17 protein-coding genes and 1 pseudogene are annotated in these 17,574 nt (G+C 69.1%); 6 read left to right on the top strand and 12 right to left on the bottom strand.

Going from position 1 to position 17,574, the window contains the following annotated elements:
• Positions 1 to 249: 249 nt before the first annotated feature.
• The 4 genes and pseudogenes from ACFVYR_RS32015 to ACFVYR_RS32000 all read right to left on the bottom strand — a co-directional run bounded on the left by ACFVYR_RS32015 (position 250) and on the right by ACFVYR_RS32000 (position 4,595).
• Entirely contained in the window at positions 250 to 3,153 is a 2,904-nt protein-coding gene (locus ACFVYR_RS32015; protein ID WP_384259393.1) for an AAA family ATPase, read from the bottom strand.
• A 30-nt stretch (positions 3,154 to 3,183) separates the two neighbouring features.
• Positions 3,184 to 3,525 carry a GNAT family N-acetyltransferase gene (locus tag ACFVYR_RS32010; RefSeq protein ID WP_384259396.1) on the bottom strand — a complete coding sequence of 114 codons (342 nt, stop codon included), beginning with the start codon at positions 3,523 to 3,525 and terminating at the stop codon, positions 3,184 to 3,186.
• 38 nt (positions 3,526 to 3,563) lie between these two features.
• A pseudogene (locus tag ACFVYR_RS32005) lies at positions 3,564 to 3,734 on the bottom strand (pirin family protein); the annotation flags it as partial.
• Between the two features lie 465 nt (positions 3,735 to 4,199).
• The gene (locus ACFVYR_RS32000; protein WP_384259398.1) at positions 4,200 to 4,595 is read right to left on the bottom strand and encodes a RidA family protein; all 396 of its coding nucleotides are present in this window, start codon (positions 4,593 to 4,595) and stop codon (positions 4,200 to 4,202) included.
• A gap of 139 nt (positions 4,596 to 4,734) precedes the next feature.
• On the opposite strand from ACFVYR_RS32000, the gene ACFVYR_RS31995 reads away from it, so the two are divergent.
• Together ACFVYR_RS31995 and ACFVYR_RS31990 are read left to right on the top strand one after the other, a co-directional pair.
• On the top strand, positions 4,735 to 5,709 hold the full coding sequence (locus ACFVYR_RS31995) for a helix-turn-helix transcriptional regulator (RefSeq protein ID WP_384259401.1): 975 nt from the start codon (positions 4,735 to 4,737) through the stop codon (positions 5,707 to 5,709).
• Positions 5,710 to 5,895: 186 nt separating this feature from the next.
• Complete coding sequence (locus tag ACFVYR_RS31990; protein WP_384259403.1) at positions 5,896 to 6,183, top strand: hypothetical protein; 288 nt, start codon at positions 5,896 to 5,898, stop codon at positions 6,181 to 6,183.
• A 114-nt stretch (positions 6,184 to 6,297) separates the two neighbouring features.
• Here ACFVYR_RS31990 and ACFVYR_RS31985 read toward each other — a convergent pair whose 3' ends face one another.
• Positions 6,298 to 6,942, bottom strand: a complete 645-nt coding sequence (locus ACFVYR_RS31985) for a hypothetical protein (RefSeq protein ID WP_384259406.1) — start codon at positions 6,940 to 6,942, stop codon at positions 6,298 to 6,300.
• Between the two features lie 407 nt (positions 6,943 to 7,349).
• The gene (locus ACFVYR_RS31980) at positions 7,350 to 7,514 is read right to left on the bottom strand and encodes a hypothetical protein (protein ID WP_384259409.1); all 165 of its coding nucleotides are present in this window, start codon (positions 7,512 to 7,514) and stop codon (positions 7,350 to 7,352) included.
• A gap of 413 nt (positions 7,515 to 7,927) precedes the next feature.
• Here ACFVYR_RS31980 and ACFVYR_RS31975 point away from each other — a divergent pair, with 413 nt between their 5' ends.
• Both ACFVYR_RS31975 and ACFVYR_RS31970 read left to right on the top strand, forming a co-directional pair.
• The gene (locus ACFVYR_RS31975) at positions 7,928 to 8,431 is read left to right on the top strand and encodes a GNAT family N-acetyltransferase (RefSeq protein WP_384259411.1); all 504 of its coding nucleotides are present in this window, start codon (positions 7,928 to 7,930) and stop codon (positions 8,429 to 8,431) included.
• A 388-nt stretch (positions 8,432 to 8,819) separates the two neighbouring features.
• Positions 8,820 to 9,461: a nucleotidyltransferase domain-containing protein gene (locus ACFVYR_RS31970; protein WP_384259413.1), complete on the top strand. Its 642-nt coding sequence runs from the start codon at positions 8,820 to 8,822 to the stop codon at positions 9,459 to 9,461.
• A 322-nt stretch (positions 9,462 to 9,783) separates the two neighbouring features.
• On the opposite strand, the gene ACFVYR_RS31965 is transcribed toward ACFVYR_RS31970, so the two are convergent.
• From ACFVYR_RS31965 to ACFVYR_RS31955, 3 genes are all read right to left on the bottom strand, one after another.
• The gene (locus ACFVYR_RS31965) at positions 9,784 to 10,512 is read right to left on the bottom strand and encodes a hypothetical protein (RefSeq protein ID WP_384259416.1); all 729 of its coding nucleotides are present in this window, start codon (positions 10,510 to 10,512) and stop codon (positions 9,784 to 9,786) included.
• 93 nt (positions 10,513 to 10,605) lie between these two features.
• Entirely contained in the window at positions 10,606 to 10,818 is a 213-nt protein-coding gene (locus tag ACFVYR_RS31960; RefSeq protein WP_384259419.1) for a hypothetical protein, read from the bottom strand.
• A gap of 4 nt (positions 10,819 to 10,822) precedes the next feature.
• Positions 10,823 to 10,894, bottom strand: coding sequence for a TetR family transcriptional regulator (locus ACFVYR_RS31955; RefSeq protein WP_389613374.1), 72 nt, complete (start codon positions 10,892 to 10,894; stop codon positions 10,823 to 10,825).
• 447 nt (positions 10,895 to 11,341) lie between these two features.
• Here ACFVYR_RS31955 and ACFVYR_RS31950 point away from each other — a divergent pair, with 447 nt between their 5' ends.
• The gene (locus tag ACFVYR_RS31950) at positions 11,342 to 13,321 is read left to right on the top strand and encodes an amino acid transporter (protein ID WP_384259515.1); all 1,980 of its coding nucleotides are present in this window, start codon (positions 11,342 to 11,344) and stop codon (positions 13,319 to 13,321) included.
• Positions 13,322 to 13,339: 18 nt separating this feature from the next.
• Here the strand turns inward: ACFVYR_RS31950 and ACFVYR_RS31945 are convergent, their stop codons facing one another.
• From ACFVYR_RS31945 to ACFVYR_RS31935, 3 genes are all read right to left on the bottom strand, one after another.
• Positions 13,340 to 15,184: an APC family permease gene (locus tag ACFVYR_RS31945; protein ID WP_384259422.1), complete on the bottom strand. Its 1,845-nt coding sequence runs from the start codon at positions 15,182 to 15,184 to the stop codon at positions 13,340 to 13,342.
• A gap of 314 nt (positions 15,185 to 15,498) precedes the next feature.
• Positions 15,499 to 15,966, bottom strand: coding sequence for a MarR family transcriptional regulator (locus tag ACFVYR_RS31940; RefSeq protein ID WP_384259425.1), 468 nt, complete (start codon positions 15,964 to 15,966; stop codon positions 15,499 to 15,501).
• Between the two features lie 375 nt (positions 15,967 to 16,341).
• Positions 16,342 to 16,884 (bottom strand): hypothetical protein, encoded by a 543-nt coding sequence (locus ACFVYR_RS31935; RefSeq protein ID WP_384259428.1) that lies wholly within the window; start codon positions 16,882 to 16,884, stop codon positions 16,342 to 16,344.
• 158 nt (positions 16,885 to 17,042) lie between these two features.
• Here ACFVYR_RS31935 and ACFVYR_RS31930 point away from each other — a divergent pair, with 158 nt between their 5' ends.
• The gene (locus tag ACFVYR_RS31930; protein WP_384259430.1) at positions 17,043 to 17,384 is read left to right on the top strand and encodes an FAD-dependent oxidoreductase; all 342 of its coding nucleotides are present in this window, start codon (positions 17,043 to 17,045) and stop codon (positions 17,382 to 17,384) included.
• The last annotated feature ends 190 nt before the right edge of the window (positions 17,385 to 17,574 follow it).

Here is a 17,574-nt window from a genome sequence, read left to right as displayed (position 1 = left end):
GGAGCCTGGGCAAAGCTCTGTACCGCGGTTTCGCCGACGCACCCGAGGCGTACGGCGCGGGCGTCCACCAATCGCGGCTGCCACTCGCCTTTGGGGCATCGTTCTACGGGCCATCAAGAACGTTCCGCTGTTCCAGTCTGGCGACGAAAGCGGGGGGGGCAGCACGAGGCGCGTCGGCAGACGCGCAATTGGCATGGGTGACCGCGGACAGGGCTGCTCGCCGGTGCCGACTGGCAGAGGTTCCCCGAGCTACTCAGAGGCTTCCAAAGCCCGCGCGATACCGGCCCGGGTGGTGATCCCGAGCTTGGGAAAGATCCGGTAGAGGTGCGCGCCGATCGTCCGTGGGGAGAGCGAGAGGCGCGCGCCGATCTGGCGGTTGGTGAGCCCTTGGGCCGCGAGCCGGGCAATCCGTGTCTCCTGTGCCGTGAGCAGCGGGTGGCCCCCGGCTGCCCGGTCGGCCGCCTCGATGTCCGCGTCGGCCGCGGCGAGTTCGCGGGAGGCCCGCGCGGCCCAGGGTGCGGCGTCCAGACGCGTGAACGCGGTGAGCGCGGCACGGCTGTGCGCGCTCGCCTCCTCGGGCCGGTGCTGCCGGCGCAGCCACACGGCGTGCGCCAGGCGGGCCCTGGCGAGCGGGAAGGGCCAGGTCTCCGCATTCCGCTGGGCGTACACGGCCGCGTACCGTTCGTCCGCCTCGTCGTCGGCGGCGGCGATGGCCTCGGCGACGGTCACCAGAAAGGTGTGGTGGGCCGAGATACGGGCGAGGCCGGCCGAGTGGACCGCCCGCAGATGGCGCCGGGCCTCCTCGGTCCGCCCGCTGTCGACGGCGGCCTGCACCCGGTCGACGAGCGAGAGATGCTGCCACGGGCCGCGGTCCGTGAGCGCACCGGGCGGAGTGAGGGCGCAGGCGTGGCGCCACGCCTCCTCGGCGTGCCCGTGGCCGAGCGCGCACAGCGTCCGCATCCCGTGCAGCGCATCGGTGACCAGGCACAGACGGCGTTCTCCCGCGCGGGCGCCGAGGACCGGTTCGAGCGCGGCGAGCCCTGCCTGGTCCCCGCGGGCGGCGAGGATGTGTCCTGTGGTCTGCAGGAACAGCGTCTCGGCCAGCGCGTAGCCGTGTGCCGCGGCGGTCCGCGCGCCGGCGCGGGAGGCGGCCAGGGCGGTGTCCCAGTTGCCGTGCAGCAAGTCGTCGTGGGCCCGGAGGCTGTCGGTGAAGGTCTGGGTGGCGTACGCGTGGCGGCGTGCGAACGCGCTCCAGAGCGCGCAGTGCTCGCCGAGGGAGTCGACGGCCGCGGCCGTCCAGAGCAGCAGCCATGCCTCGGTGGTCTCGCGGTCCGCGGGCAGGGCCGCGACGGTCTCACGCAACCGCCGCGGCACTTCGTGGACGGATGGGCGGGGGCCTGACCAGGCCCGTCGGCAGAGCTCCGCCCCGGTGGGCGCGGCGGGATGCGTCACGTGCCGGTCGATGGCGTCCCACGCCCGCTCGTCCCCGGTGAGGGCGGCCGCGAGGAGAAGGAGGAAGAGGATCGGTCCGATGAGGGCGGCGTGCTGGTCCGCGGCGTCCGGTGGGACCGGCGCGTCCAGGACTGCGGGCAGCAGCTCGATGGCTGGACGCGGGTCGGCGTCGAGCTGAAGCCGGGTGCAGGCGACGGCGAAGGCGTACGGGGCGGCGGGTTCGGGCTTGCCCGGCCGTGCAGTGGCCTCGGCCTCGGCGATGTGTTGCGCCGCCAGGTGTGGGCGACCGGCGCGTACGGCCAGGGCCGCCGCGGCGACGAGACGGGTGGTCCTGGTCGTGCGATCGGGGCTGAGTCCGGCCGCGCGCGCCATCAGTACCGTCGCCTCGGCGTCTCCGCCCTGGGCGGACATGCTGTCGGCCTCGGCGTGCAGCCGTGCGGCCAGTTCGGCGTCGGCGCCGAGAGCGGCGGCCGCGAGGTGCAGGGTCCGCCGCGAATCCCTCTCGGGCAGGGCGTCGGCGAGCAGCCGGTGGGCGGCGCGGAGCTCGGCCGGGGACGCGAGGTGCGCCAGCCCGGCGCGCACCAGGGGGTGATGGAACTCCAGGAGTTCCCGCTCCGGGTCGATGTGCGCGAGCCCGGAGCGTTCGATGTGCTCCTCGATCCGGTACCAGGGCGGGCCTGCGGCGTCGGCCAGGGTCCGCAGTACGCTGCGGTGCCGGGTGGAGGCGTCGCCGAGGGCCGCGACGAGCAGGATGTTGCGGGCGGCGTCGGGCAGGGCGCGCAGTCTGTCCTCGTACAGCCGCCCGAGGCGTTCCCCGACGGGCAGCGTGTCGAACGGCTCGGGCATCTGTGGTGGGGCGGGGCTCGCGAGGGATTCGACACGGCCGGCGGCCAGTCGCCTCACCTGCTCGGGGAGTTCGTGCAGAGCGAGCGGGTTCCCCGCGGCCGCCCGCAGAACTCTGCGGCGCACCCCCTCGGGCAGTGACGGGTGCAGGGTGCGCAGCAGCAATTCGGCCTGCGGCGCGTCCAGCGGCGGCAGGTCGATCACCTGCCCCGCCGGGCAGGCGGTGGCGTCGTGCTCCTCGCGGTCGGCGGGCCGGTCGCGGCCGGTCGCGGTCACGGTGTGCCGGGTCGCCGCGATGGCGACCACCGGCAGCGGAGCCAAGTGCCGTTGTACGTAACCGAACACGGCGACGCTGGACGGGTCGGCCCACTGCAGATCGTCCAGGAGCACGACCAGTGGCTGGCGTGCGGCGGCGTGGGCAAGCAGGGTGAGGGCGGCTCCCGCGACCGTGAACCCTTGGGGCGGGACGCTCTCGCGCACGCCCAATGCGCTTTCCAGGGCGTGCCGCTGGTGTTCGGAGAGACCCTCGGAGTCGTCGAGGAGGGGCCAGAGGACCTGGTGCAGGGCGGCGAACGGCAGCTCCGACTCGGCCTCGGCGCCGGTCATCCGCAGCACCCGCAGACCGGTCCGGCGGGCCGTCGCCTCGGCCGCTCCCAGCAGGGCCGTCCGTCCCGTGCCGGGGTCGCCGCGCAGGATGACGGACGCCCCGGTGGTGGCGATGCCGGCCAGGGCCGCGTCGATGACCGCGCGTTGCGTGTCGCGTCCCGTCAGCTCCGGTACGCCGAGGCCTGCTCCGGTCCCGGCCCCGGTCCCGGTCCCATTCCCGGTCCCGGTCCCGGTCGTGCTTCCCTCGCTCATGGCCCCACCCCTGCCGTCAGCGCTCAGTGCTCAGCGCTTCAGCACACCGTCCAGCCACTCCAGGACCTCGGGGGTCACCGGCTCGGTGAGGTCGGCGAACTCCTCGTGCTTCTTGAGGAACTTCGCCACGTAGGGGCAGACGGGTACGGCGCGCAGGCCCGCGCTCCGCACGTCCTCCAGTGCCTCCTGTACGAGGATCGAGGCCAGGCCCTGCCCGGCGTGGGCGTCGTCGATCTCGGTGTGGAAGAACACGCGCCGGTCGTCGCGGTCGCGGTAGGCGGTGAAGCCCGCGCTCCCGCCGTCGACGAGGATCTCGTAGCGGTGCCTGGCATCCACACGCCGGACGGTCGGGGGCGTTTCGGGCTGCGTCATCGTCGTACTGCCTTTCAGAAAAGCGCCGGAGAACAGCGTCAGGTACGCGCCGGGTTCTTACGCGGGGCGATGGTGGTGTTGGGAAAGGCGGGCGCGGGGAGGCGGACGCCGGGGCAGCCCTCGACCTCGCCGAAGCGGTCGGACGTCGCTTCCCGCGTCTGTCCGGCCTCGACGATGTCCTCGTGACTGCGGCCGATGAAATTCCACCACTCAGACAGTACTTGGCTTCTTTGCGCAGGTCAGAGGCGCCCCCGCTCTCGGACGATCAGCAGACCGTCTAGCAGACAGGCCCTTGCGTCGAGGTTCGAGACCGACACTGCGGCGGAGTGGAGGGGAGAGCCAGCGACACCTGGAGGACTCCTCGCTGCGGCACCTGGGCTCCCCGCTGGAGCACCACATCTCCTTCGCACTGGGAAGCCGGCGGATGGAGGCTTTCGACCACAAGGTGATGGACGGCTGCCTCCGGGCCTCAGAACTACTACCGCCCCACGCAGCACGGTGGGAGCGCGTCCTGCGCGAGCGCCTCATCAAGATCCGCCGTGCCGTCCGCGGAGAGGAGAGGTAGCACGGGGACCGCAAAGGCCCTCGGAATCCACCACATCCACCACATCCACCACATCCTCCGCTGCCCGCGTCCGTGGTCCGGCGCGGGCAGCGGAGGATGTGGACTCACCTCATTCGACGGCGGTGCCCTCAAGCTCGACCATCTGGCCGGGGATCGCCAGGCGGGTCACGCCGAGCATGGTGGTGGTCGGCGCGACCTTGGCCGCGACGAGGCGGCCCGCCAGCGCGCCGTAGTGCTGGAAGAGCAAGTCGACGTCGGTCGTGTAGACATTGAGCCGGACGAGGTTCGAAAGGGTCATGCCGGCCTCGGCGAGCACCGCCTCGATGTTGTCGATGCTCAGCGCCAGCTGCGCCCCCATGTCACCGTCGTGTTCGGGCTTGCCTTCTTTGCTCATCGCGGTCTGCCCCGAGATGTACAGGGTCCGCGAGTGCCCGGAAACGACCTCACCCTGGTTGAAGCCCATCTCGACCGACCATGTCACCGGGTTGACCGCGTTACGTTCCATTAGCGACTCGCTCCGTCCATTCGGTTCACTGAAGTGCGTACGCCCAACAGCGCGGCATCCGCCGGGCTTCGACGTCGCACAAAGGAGCATTCCAGCAATACATGACACCCTTGGTCATGTATTTGGTTAGGGTTTTCGTATGCGCGCCGACCGGTTGGTTTCCCTGGTGCTCCTGCTGCGTCAGCGCGGTCAGATGACCGCGGAGACACTGGCCGGTGAGCTGGGGGTATCCATCCGCACGGTGCTGCGCGACATAGAGGCACTGTCCGCGGCAGGCGTCCCGGTCTATGCCGAGCGCGGTCGGCACGGCGGGTTCGCACTCTTACCCGACTTCCAGACAGCGCTCACCGGGCTGAACCACGACGAGGCGCTCGCCCTGCTCGTGGCCGGATCGCGGCGCGGAGCGCAGCTGTTCGGCCTCGGTTCGGCCCTCGCCTCGGCCATGCTCAAGGTGGTCGACGCGTTGCCCGAGGGGCTTCGGGACGCCGCAGCCGATGCGGCGCAGCGACTACTCATCGACCCGGAGAAGGACCTCCTCTCACGCCCCGCAGCGGCCGAGGAAGTGCCTGACGCCATCGTGGCCGAGGTCCGGTGTGCGGTGCTCTCCGGACACAAGTTGCGCGTTCAGTATGCGGCGGTGGGACAGGCCCCGAAGTGGCGCACGGTGGACCCGATCGGCCTGGTCACCGTACGCGAACAGGGGTATCTGCTGGCCAAGAGAGATGGCGAGGATCGCACCTATCGCCTGTCCCGAGTGCTGGCCGCCGAGGAACTTGACGAACCCGCGCAGCGGCCGTACTCCGTTGACCTGGACCGGGCCTGGCAGGAACGCAACGCGCAGTTCCGGACTGGCGGCGACAAGGTCGCCGTGCTGGTACGGGTGGACCCGAAGCGACGGGAGCACTTGGTCGGCACCGCCTTGGCCGTCTGCGCGGAGGAAGCCGACGCGGACGGCTGGCTGCGGCTGGACGTGATCTTCCAAGATGCGCGACATGCCGAGTGGGCCCTGTGGCAGTACGCCACCGACGCGGAGGTCCTGGCCCCGCAATGGCTGCGCACCTCCCTACGCAACCGCGCCGCCGCGGTCGCTGCCCGCTATGGGCCGCCCGATTGAGCGACCCGTGTCCCGCTCCGGATCGTGAAGCTTCCTCTTCCAGGCGCACGGCCTTGACGGAAGGGTCGCCGTCGACGAACTCGCAAGGGAAAGGGGAGCTCCGGGTACCCTCTGCCGCGTCGCCAGTGAAGGCACCAGGGCGGCGCGGCCGGGGACGATCGGCTGCTCCTGACGGCTACTCACGGCGTGCGGCTCATCCTGAACAGGCTGAAGGGCGGCGACGACACCGTCGACGCACTCGTTCGTCGGGCGCTGATGTCGCGAGCGCCCCGAGCCGGAGTGGTCGTATCGGGCCGCGCCGCTGAACGCCTCGACCTGCAAACGGAACTGACCCGCCCCCATGGCCGTATCCGGGTCGGCCGCAAAATTCGCCCGGGGCTCCTCGGCTTCCTGCCGCTGATGGCCGTCTTCGCGGTGACACCGGCAGCCTTCGGGCTGCTGGCCCTTACCCTGACACTCGCTGACGTTCTCTAGGCGCGCACCTACCCTGGATCTGCTACGAACACAGGGGAATGCCTGGAACAGTGCTCGACTCGGCCTGATGCCCCCGACGGGTTGGCCCGGGGGCCGGGACTCAGGTCTGCAGGCTCAGCTGCTGGGCGCCTCTGAGTGCTGTACGGCGGCCGACTCGGCCGGGGAAGCTGTGGTGTAGAAGACCGCCGAACCCTGCTTGGTGCGCTCGGCCCGGCCCTTGGCGACCAGGTTCTCCGCCGTGGTGCGCACGACGGCGGCCTTGATGTTCCGACCGGGATTGGCCTGGGCCAGGGCGGCGGTGATCTCGGCGGCGGAGCGAGGCTCGCTCTGCTGGCCAAGGTGGTTGCTGATCAATTCGACCAGCGTCGGTCCCGATGCCGGCTGAGCGGACTTCTTCCGAGCCTTGGGTACGTTCTTGGCGTCCTTAGCCGCCTGGTCCTTGTTACCGATGGCTGCGGCACTCGTCGCCTGGACGACACCAGACTTCCGCGCGCCGCCCCTGGGGGCCGGCACCTTCTTCTTGCGGACCGGGTCGTTCTCACCGGCGCCCGCAGACGCCTCGGAAGTACCGAGGGCCTTCTGTACGTTGAGCAGGACCGTGTGGTCGCTTTCAAGTGCCTGCAACTGCTCCTGCAGTGCAGCCAACTCAGTCTTAAGGCGTTGCTGCTCCTTCTGGTTGGCGTCCAGGTGCGCGGCGACGCGGGCGGCATATTCGGCCTGGACTCCGGTGACTACCGGCTGGGCGTTCGACATGTTCATTGACCTTCCATCAGGTAAATTGCAACAGCTTGGCGTTGGGGCTAAGCCCTCAATCTGGGATGTCCTGCGCGCATCACGATGGCTGGCTTCCCGCACCCGCGACATCAGTAACCCACGTGGAATTGTGAAGCGTACGGCTTCGAGGCCACCTATGAACACGCAAAGGCGCAACCTCCCCCTCACGGGCATGGTGTAGGTGCGGTCGGCTCGCGGGCGTTGGCAAGGATGCTCGGCGTGCACGTGGGGGTCGTCACGGTCTGCCCGTGCGCCATCAGAGGGCAGGAGACGCACGGCAGACCTGGGCCCGGGTGACCGGGTGGCTTGAACATCATGCCCCGAATGTGTTCGTGGCTCTCGGCGGCAGGGGGAGTCAGGCGGCCACCTGCAAGGCCGAACTGCGCATGGGCCTAAGGCTGCCAGAGCAGCTGCGGCAGTGGCTTCTGACTCACGACATCGATGCAGGTCGGCAGCATCATGCCGGAGCGGGTCTTGTGGCGCTGGGGCGCCCCGGAGTCATCCCGAGTGGCGGACTCCTTCTGGGCCTCGTGGACGTCGAACGCGTCTACCGCCACAAGACGGCCATGGAGGAAATGACACCGTCCAGAGACACTGACTACCGGTCCTGGCGCAGGGAGTGGGTGCCGATCGTCTCGGATCGCGACGGTGTCTACGGGAAGCTCGTGAACATGAGCACCGGAGCGGTGGGGTCTTGGAGTGAGGGATCGTTCCCTGAAGGCAGCGCGTACACCTCGTTAATCCTCCCAGTCGAGCTTAGCTCCCAGCGCCGCCGACCCGGCCCACCGGACACGAGCGTGGTCGGCCATGGTCGGCCGCTGGGGGTCGCACAACTGCCGGTTCTTCGGTGACCACTCAACTTCATCGTGCGGAAGTGCGTCGACGACCAGCCATCGTGGAAGAAGCCGAGGTCGGTGACGGTGGCAGCTATGCCGGAGCGGGCGGCCGCGCGCTGCTACGGTCGGGCGCTATGAGCTGGCTTCCCGATGACTTCGTTCACCCCGTCCTGGTACCGCTGCCGAGTGGCAACCACCACCTGCGACCGATCCGGGAGGCGGACACTCCGCTCGACTATCCGGCTGTGATGGGTTCGCGCGAGAGGCTGTGGACCATCTTCGGCCCGGCCTGGGGCTGGCCCTCGGCCACCATGACCTACGAGGCCGACCAGGCCGACCTGTTGCGGCACGAGAAGGAGATCGCCGCGCACCAGTCCTTCAACTACGCGCTGTTCGATGCGGCGGAGACAGCCCTGCTCGGCTGTGTCTACATCGACCCGCCGGAGAGGGCTGGCGCGGACGGCGAAATCTCCTGGTGGGTGGTGAACGAGCTGGTGGGCAGCAAGGTCGAGCAGGCCCTCGACGCGCTGGTACCGCAGTGGATCGCCGCTGACTGGCCGTTCGAGCAGCCACGCTTCCTCGGCCGCGAGATTTCCTGGTCGGACTGGCTCGCCCTGCCCGAGCATCCCGCCACTTAAGCAGTTGTTGCCCGTACCTATCTCGAGGGCTGTCGATCGAACGGGAGTCTCGGTCGGGTGGCTGCGGTGGTTTCGGAGCGTGAAAGCAGGGCCTTCAGGTAGCTCAGGGTGCGATCCCATTCCGAGTGCTGAAGGCCCTGGTGTCTTTGTTGTACGTGCCCGAGCATGTTGACTTGAGAAGCTGCATGCCCGCTGCACTTCGTGGGCTGAAGCGCGCAGGTACACAGAATCTCGGTTCCGCGGGAAGGGAAACTCGCTCGTTGGCCGGCGTTCTCGGTGGCAGCGCGCACGGGTTGGGGGCATGCACCGTCTGGGCCCCAGATTCCGCTGGCCTGGTTCATCGATCGTGGCCTGGGGCCCTCTTCAAGACCGCTGATAGATTCCTGCGGTGAGCGAGCAACTGCCCAGCGGCGGCATCGGACTGTCACCCGGCGAGATCGAAGCCCTCCACGCCAGGTGGTCTTCCTGCTGGACCCCGAGTGAGGTCGCGCACCAGTTGGCCGGGATCGGCACGCCCTGGTACGTGGCTGCGGGCTGGGCGCTGGACCTGTTCCGCGGGCGGCAGACGCGCGCTCATGGGGACCTCGAGATCGCGATTCCGGCCGCGAGCTTTCCCGAGGTCCGCTACCGCTTCCCCGGATACGTCTTCGACGCGGCAGGCAGTGGCCGGATCTGGGAGGACGCCACAACGGAGGTGCTGGCCGCCGTACATCAGACTTGGCTCCGCGATCCGGCCACCGGCAACTACTTGCTCGACGTGTTCCGCGAACCGCACGACGGCGACACCTGGATTTGCCGACGCGATGAGAGGATCCGGCTTCCCTACAGCGACATCATCCAGCACACTCAAGACGGCATCCCGTATCTGGCGCCCGAACTGGTCCTGCTCTTCAAGGCCAAGCACGCCCGGCGAAAAGATCAATCAGACTTCGATGCGACCCTCCCCCACCTGTCCCCAGCTCAGCGCGAGACCCTGGCCGAGCTACTCGACTGCGTACACCCGGGGCATCCCTGGATTGCGGATCTGTAGCTGGCTACTGGTGCACTCGCTCAACTGAGGTTGGCTGCCCAGCGCCGCCCAGCTCGGCGGATCAGAGGCAGCGCCTTGTCGGGGCGCGCGGTGTCGCTGCTCGTCGACGCGGGCGCGCGCGGTCTGACACTGCTCCGGACGACGGGCTGGAGCACGACCAGCCGTTCCGTCTTCAACGGTTCGGGCTTGAGCCAGTGCCGCATCGGGGAGCTTTTGCCTCCCTGTCGCTGTGGCTGAGTGCCTCATCTGGCGGGAGAGAGCCTGCGACGTTCCGGAACATGACGTCAGTCGGATCGGAGGTTCGGCCGTAGATGTCTGGTGCTCATGGCGTGGAAGACCCTTTTCGGCTCCCAGCGGGCTCGTCGAGCAGACGCACGACGCCGTAGGAGGCGATGTCGCGGTCGCGGAGCTTGTCGTAGTTGGCGAAGGAGAACCACAGCGCGGTGTCGACGCCTTCCTCCTCGAAGATGTCGAGCAGCTCGTTGAGGTAGCGCACTTGCTCGTCCTCGTCCGGCGTCGTTCTGTGCGGTGGTTGCCAGGCCATACTGCCCAGGTCGCCCGCACCGCGGTAGGCACAGGTTCCGTACTCGGTCATGACCAGGGGCTTGCCGTGGGAGAAGAACTCGCGCAGGTGGGTGCGGAAGGTGTCGGCGTTCTGCGCAGTTCGGTAGGCATCGACGCCCACCACGTCGAACCGGGCCCAGTCGACAGGCTCCCAGGGACCGGAGGCGTAGGTGACCTTCCCGCCGAAGTGGGCGCGGACGGTCGTCGTGGCCTGGGCGAGAATCGCGTTGAGGCGTTCAGGGACCGGTCCGAGGGAGGTCCACCAGTGGATGTCGGCGGTGGCCATGGCTTTGAGACGGTCGAGGTAGGTGTCCCCGGGGAGGAAACCGTGAGCGAAGGCGCTGAGTTCGCAGCCGGTGACGAGCACCACCTGCGCGCCGCCTTGCCCCAGGGCTTCGGCGTGCCGGACTGCGGTGCTCAGTCGCTCGGCGTCGCCGCCGGAGATGCGTACGACATCGCAGTGCAGGGTCTCGGCGATCACGGTCATGTCGTGCCGGACTCCGGCCGGGTCGAAGGTCCTTCTGGTGCGACGTTGGCCGGGAAGGTTCCAGTGTCGTAGTTGATGCCTCGCGCGCGCACATCAGCGCCCTTCCGCATAGTTGGGTCCGTGTTCCAGCAGGTCGAAGGCCAGCTCGACGTCCCGTGACAGCGCGCGGCCGGCGTCCTGGGCAGAGGCACCGCCCAGCAGCAGCTGGAAGTAAGTCTCCTGACGGGTGAGCAAGGATGCGGCGATCTGAGCGGCCATGAGCGCGGCTGTCGTGGGGCCGTACTCGTCGGCCAGGACTTGCGCCAATGCCTCACGCTGCCACCTCGGCGGCCTCGGCGATTTCGTTGACCGTCACTGCGTCGAAACCGCGCTCGGTGAACATCTGCATTGCCACCGCGGCGATCCGCTACGTGAGGAGAAGACCCCGCCACCCCACCGTCGCGGACCTGGTGCGGGACATGATCCACAATTTCGACGCCGACGGCTACGACGGACCGCGGCATGTGCCCGACCATGTACGGACTTGCTGCCGCAGCCATTCCCCTGATCGCGCTCGGCTGATCACGCTCGGCGCGGTCCTTGCCGTCATGTGGCTGCTCGGTATCGGCGTGTGCTTGCTCAAGGCTGCTTTCGCCATCGAAATCATCCTTCGGCCGTAGCCCGGCGCGGCAGCCCCGCCGTGGACGGCCAACCTCTGTCGGTGTGCCGACACGTACAGCGCGGCCACTGGGGTACTACAGGCAGGCCGCATACTCGGTGATCGTCATCAGGGTGTCACTGCGGTATTGCCTACCGGTGCGCGCGGAGCGAGGAGACATTGATGGGGGACATGAAGAACGTGAACGGCCCAGCCATGTCCGAAGTAGTGGAAAACCCCGCCCTTCGGGCACAGCCGACCGGCCGCCTGGCCCGCTGGATGCTGCGCCACCAGGTGCAGCCCGTCGGGCCGGCGGCCGGCGAGGGACACTCCGAGCCGCACGCCTGGTGGAAGGTGATGTGCCTGACCGGTGTCGACTACTTCTCCAGCCTCGCCTACGTCCCGGCCATCGCCGCGCTCGCCGCCGGTGCCAGTTCCCCCTTGGCGACGCTGCTGATCGTGGCCCTGACCTTGCTGGGCATGCTGCCCATGTACCGGCGCGTGGCGAAGGAGAGCCCGAACGGAGCCGGTTCCGTGGCGATGCTGGAGGATCTGCTGCCGTTCTGGTGGGGCAAGTTGTTCGTGCTGGTCCTGCTCGGCTTCGTGGCCACGTCGTGGATCATCACCATCACCCTGTCGACCGCGGACGCCTCGGTGCACGTGGTCGAGAACCCCTTCTTCCCCGAGGCCCTGCACGGTCACGAGGTGGCCCTTACGGTGGTACTGCTGCTGGTCCTCGGCGGGGTGTTCCTGCTCGGCTTCAACGAGGCCGTACGCGTGGCCATTCCGCTGGTCGCGATCTTCCTGGCGCTCAACGCGGTCGTCATCGCCGTCGGCCTGGTCCACGTCTTCACCACTGCCGGGGCGTTCTCGGCCTGGACGGATGCCCTCGCCGGGGGCGGCGCCGGCTTCGGCGACATGGTGACGCCGGCGCTCCTCGCGTTCCCCCTGCTCGTACTGGGGTTGTCCGGTTTCGAGACCGGGGTGAGCATGATGCCGCTGGTGTCCGCGGACGGCGCGGACGACGAGGAGCGGCTGCGGTCCCGGATCCGCAACGCCCGCAAGCTGCTGACCACCGCCGCCCTGATCATGAGTGTCTACCTGCTGGCCGCCAGCTTCGTCACCACCGTCCTCATTCCCGAGAAGGAGTTCCGGCCCGGCGGCGCCGCCAACGGCCGCGCCCTGGCCTGGCTGGCCCACGAGCACGTCGGAGAGGCGTTCGGCACTGTCTACGACATCAGCACGATCCTGATCCTCTGGTTCGCCGGAGCCTCCGCCATGGCGGGACTGATCAACATCGTCCCCCGCTATCTGCCCGATTACGGGATGGCCCCCGAGTGGGGCCGCGCGGTACGGCCCGTAGTGATCGTCTACACCGCCCTGTGCGTCCTCATCACCATCGCCTTCGACGCGGACGTGGACGCCCAGGCCGGCGCGTACGCCACCGGCATCCTGGCCATGATGGTCTCCGGCGCCTTCGCGGTGACCATCTCCGTTGCCCGCGGCGGCCGCCGACCGATGGCCGTCGGCTTCGCGCTGCTCACCCTCGTCCTTCTCTACGCCCTGGTCTACAACATCGTCGACAAGCCGCACGGCATCACCATCTCCGGCTTCTTCATCGTCGGCATCATCTTCGTCTCGCTGGTCTCCCGTGTGTCCCGCACCACGGAGCTGCGCGCAGACCGCATCATCTTCGACGAAGCCGCCCGCCGTTTCATCACCGAAACTCTCGCCTACGACAACGCGATCAACATCATCGCCAATCGCCGCCAGGCCGGCGACAGTGCCGAGTACAGCGACAAGGAGCGCGAGCAGCGCGGGAACAACCCGGTCCCCGGCCGGGCCGACGTGCTGTTCCTGGAGATCGACGTGGTGGATCCCTCCGACTTCAGCGAGGCCCTCTCCGTCCATGGAGTGGAGGTCGACGGTTACCGGGTCCTGCGCGCCGAGGCCCCTGCCGCCCCCAACGCCATCGCCGCGATCCTCCTGGCCCTGCGCGACGCCACGGGCGTTCAACCGCACTGCTACTTCGCCTGGGCCGAAGGCAGCCCCCTGAAGCACATGTTCCGCTACTTCCTCCTCGGTCGCGGCGACACGGCCCCGGTCACACGCGAGATCCTCCGCGAACACGAGACCGACCCCGAGCGCCGCCCCCGCGTCCACGTCGGCTGACGGGCGAGTACCGGGCGGCTACGGGGCGATGCGGAACCTCAGCCGGCAGATGACCGCGTCGGTGTCGCGCCGTACGGCGTGGGCGACAACCGCGCCGCGCTGGTTCTGCAGCAGGCGCTGCCACAGCCGCTCCGGTTCCGTCTCGGCGATGAGGACGGTGACGCGGGTGCCGGGCTCGGTCTCGGCCAGGGCCCGGACGTACGCGGTGATGGGGCGGCCCAGCGTACGGCGCTCGGACGGCAGGCGGACGAGTTCCACTCCCGGGTCCCACAACGCCCAGTCGCGCTCCAGCGCCTCGGTCGCCGCCCGGTCCTCCGCGTCGGCGTGACACACCGTCACTGCCCGTACTTCGTCGCCCAGGGAGACGGCGGCGGTCAGTGCCTCGCTGGTCAGACGGGTCAGGGAAGAGACCGGAACCAGAATGAGGGAGCGCTGCTGGCGCGGGGGCTCCGGAATGCGGCCGATGCCGAGACGCTCACCGATGCGTCCGTACGTCCGGTGGACTTGCTCGAAGAGGGCGACGAGCAGCGGCAGGGCGATGACGATCAGCCATGCCCCGTCATGGAACTTGGTGGCCGTGACGACGATCGCGGATACCCCGGTCAGCAGCGCGCCCAGGCCGTTGAGCAGAGCCTTGCCCACCCAGCGGGGTCCACGCTCCCCGCGCCAGTGCAGCACCATGCCGGTCTGGGCGATCGTGAACCCGACGAAGACACCGATCGCGAAGAGCGGCACGAGCGTATTGGTGTCACCGCCGGAGAACACCAGAAGAACCGCCGAGACCACGGCCAGCCACACCACACCGTGCCGGTGCACCTGGCGGTCCGCCTTCAGCCCGAAGACGTGCGGCAGGTAGTTGTCGCGGGCCAGCAGCTTCAGCAGGACCGGCAGACCGCCGAACGACGTGTTCGCCGAGAGCGCCAACAGCACCACCGTCGCGAACTGCACCACGTAGAAGCCCCAGGCGTGGCCGAAGGAGGCGTCGGCGAGCTGAGCGAGGACGGTGACGCCCTCGACAGGCTGGAGACCGAAGCGGGAGATCAGCACCGACAGGCCGATCAGCATCACGCCGAGGAGACCACCCAGCGCCACCTCCGCACGCATCGCCCGCCTGGCTGCCGGGGCACGGAACGAGGGCACCGCGTTCGCTATCGCCTCCACTCCCGTGAGCGCCGAACAGCCGGAGGCGAACGCCTTGAGCAGCAGGAGAGCGCCAACGGTGGTGGCGTTGTCCGCGAGCACGGAGGCATGGCCGGAGGAGGCCGCGGTGGACACGGGGGCATCCCGGAACAAGCCGACAACGACCAGTACGAGGATCGCGCCGATGAAGATCGCTGTGGGAACGATGAACACGCGAGCGGAGTCGACGATCCCTCTCAGGTTCACAGCCGTGATCAGAGCCAGGACTGCGAGGCAGATCCACAGCCGGTCGCCGTACAACCCGGGGAAGGCCGAGGTCAGGGCGGCCACACCGGCCGTCACTGCCACGGCCACGTTCAACACGTAGTCCAGGACCAGCGAACCGGCGGCGACCAGGCTCGTACGGCGGCCGAGGTGCGCCTTGGCGACAGCGTAAGAGCCTCCCCCGTCGGGGAACGCCACGATCACCTGCCGGTAGGAGGCGACCAGGACAGCCAGCAGGCCGGCTATCGCGAGCGTGACGGGCAGGGTGAAGCCAAGACCATGGGCGCCCGCGGCAGCCAGGACCAGGACGATGGCCTCAGGCCCGTACGCCACGGAGGCCATCGCGTCCAGGGAGAGCGCGGCGAGGCCGGTGACGGTGGTCAGCCGGTGCCGGGCGCCCGGATCAGGAGGTTCCTCGGCGCTCGGAGCGGCAGCATTGGAGGTGGTCAGGACGGCCATCGGATTGATCCCTTTCAAGACTGGTCCGCTCAGCCTGCGGTCCGAACCGGCCGTCTCCGATCCGTCTTTCCGCCTCCTTGACGCCATGCGGCAGAGTCGTTACGTCCCCTTGATGCCACGCTGCCGATGCCGGCTGGCCGTCGATGACAGGTTCGTCGAGCCGAGGCGCAGACGCGGGGCGGAGCGGGCCAACAAGCCTCCGAAGAGGACACGGCGCTGTCCCAAGCGCCACTCACAGTGTGTCTGCGGCGCGCGATGAGGAGACCAGTGCCTTGGTCGCCAGGGGCCAGGCCGCTGCCCGGCCCCTGGGCCCGTCAGGCGGCCGTACCGCCCGCGTTGCGGATCAACTGCTGAAGCACCTTCAACGTGGTGACGTAGTCCGCGTCGTCGATGCCCTCGTGGAGGGCGGCGCGGATTGCGGGGGCGTTGCGCGCGAGGTCGACTCGGGCCTGTTCCCCCTCTTGGGTGAGCCATAGCCGGTCCTCGGTGTCCCGGGTCAGCCAGCCGCGTTCCAGGAGCACCTCGCTCTCCGCAGCCAGATCGTCCTCGGGTCGTATGTAGGAGGCCATGGCTGCCTGCAGTTCAGGCAGGGTCATTCCCTTGCCGTCGGGTGAGATGTCGTTCTCCGACAGGTTGCGCAGGAGCCAGAACTGAGGCTGGGTGTAGCCCTTTTCGGCCTGCTGGGCCCGGGTGTACGCGATAAGCGCCTCGTAGGCGACACCGGTCCAGTAGGCAGCGGGCTGTCCGGCGAGTTCGGCGTCGGGGATCTGCTGGGTCGTCATGAGGTGTTCCCTCCTGGTACTTCGATGCGGAGCCTGCATGCCGTGCAGGTCGTGAGGGGACCGTATGACCTCAAGTGCGGTTGAGGGCAAGCAGGTGATCTTCCGGACGTCTTCGGAACGAACACCGCGGTCCCTGTCTCGCCCCGAAGGTATGACGTTGATCAGGTTCGTGGAACGACCGTGGGACGGCTCGCGGTCACCTGACGGGCTAACAGTGGCCGCGCAAAGGGGGCCGAGTTGCCGGCGAAGCCGGTCCCGCCGGCAAACCGAAGGTCCGCGCGAGCGCCGAGTCGACGGCGGAGGTGAGTTGACACCTCCCCTCCGGCGGCTCGCCCGGACGTACGAGCGGCTGCGTACGGCAGTCCTGCCCAACCTTCACTGACCCGGTTGAGGCCCGGACGCCGCCCCTTCGGGGGTCAGTGCGTCGGGGTCGTCCTGACGTGTGCGGTAGCCGTTGTGGAAGACGATGGTGTAGACGTCGTCGCCCAGAGCCCGACGGGCCTGCTCCTCGCAGCTTCGTCGGGTGGCGATCCACTCCGAGACGCCGATCTGTGGTGCGCCGAGGGTGTCCCGCATCTGCTGGGCGAGGCCGAGCAGATGGGCGGTCCGCCGGGCGTCCGCGGCCGCTGCCGAGGCGGCGGCGAGGACGTCCAGGGCGACGGCCATCCCGAGCGAGTCGTCGAGGCGACGCTTGGTGAGCCACGAGGCCCGGCCGTGTTCGAACGCGGCCTCCACCCGGCCGCGGGCCAACTCGGCGCGCGCACACATGTAGTCGGCGAAGGCGCGCGACCACTGCTCGCCGTGCCGATCACAGTCGGCCATGACGTGGTCCAGTACGGTGACGGCCTCGTCGATGCGACCCTCGCCGATATACACCAGGCTGCGGACAAACCCGGCCGACTGCATGGGTTGAGCCATCGGGCTGCACCGGTGCCGGTCCAAGACCGCTTGGGACAGGGTGGCGGCGCGTGCGTGGTCGCCGAGCATCACCGCCTCGATCGCTGCGAGGGAGTCGGCACGGTCGGCCGCCGCGTCGCAGCCGAACCGGGTGGCGATCGCAGCAATCTCGGCGACCCGTGCCCCAGTTCGACGCCGGTGAACTGGTCGGCAGCAAGAGGGACCGAGCACTTCTCCGGGCCCGAAACGTGGCCGAGTCCGGCTGGCACGACGAGCTACTGGAGATGATCGCCGCGACGCCGGAGGAATCCATCCTGGAGAACCAGATCATGCTCGTCCCCGAGCTGCGGCGCTGGACCACGGACCGGGTCGCCCTGATCGGGGATGCCGCACATGGCCTGTCCCCGCACATCGCGGTGGGCGGCACCCTGGGCATGGAGGACGCCGACGGAGCCGCTGAGTCCGCCGAGCGCTACGCCGCCTTCACTCACTGGGTGATCAACACCGCGCCCACTGCCTGATCCCGGCTCAAGACCTGGCACGGAGGTGACGCGGACGAGTCGTTTGTAGCAGCAGACGGCGGCGGCGACGCCCGTGATCTGGCGCCCTGCTCGACGGAACGCTTGAAAACCTGCGGGCGTCCGCCATCGCGGTCGACGGCGGCACCCGCGCAGTCCGCGACGGGGCGGAGCACTGCTGGCAACTCACGTG

This window comes from Streptomyces sp. NPDC058284 (genome assembly GCF_042881135.1).
In the GTDB taxonomy this organism is placed as follows: domain Bacteria; phylum Actinomycetota; class Actinomycetes; order Streptomycetales; family Streptomycetaceae; genus Streptomyces.
This window is presented reverse-complemented; position numbering and strand designations above follow the sequence as displayed.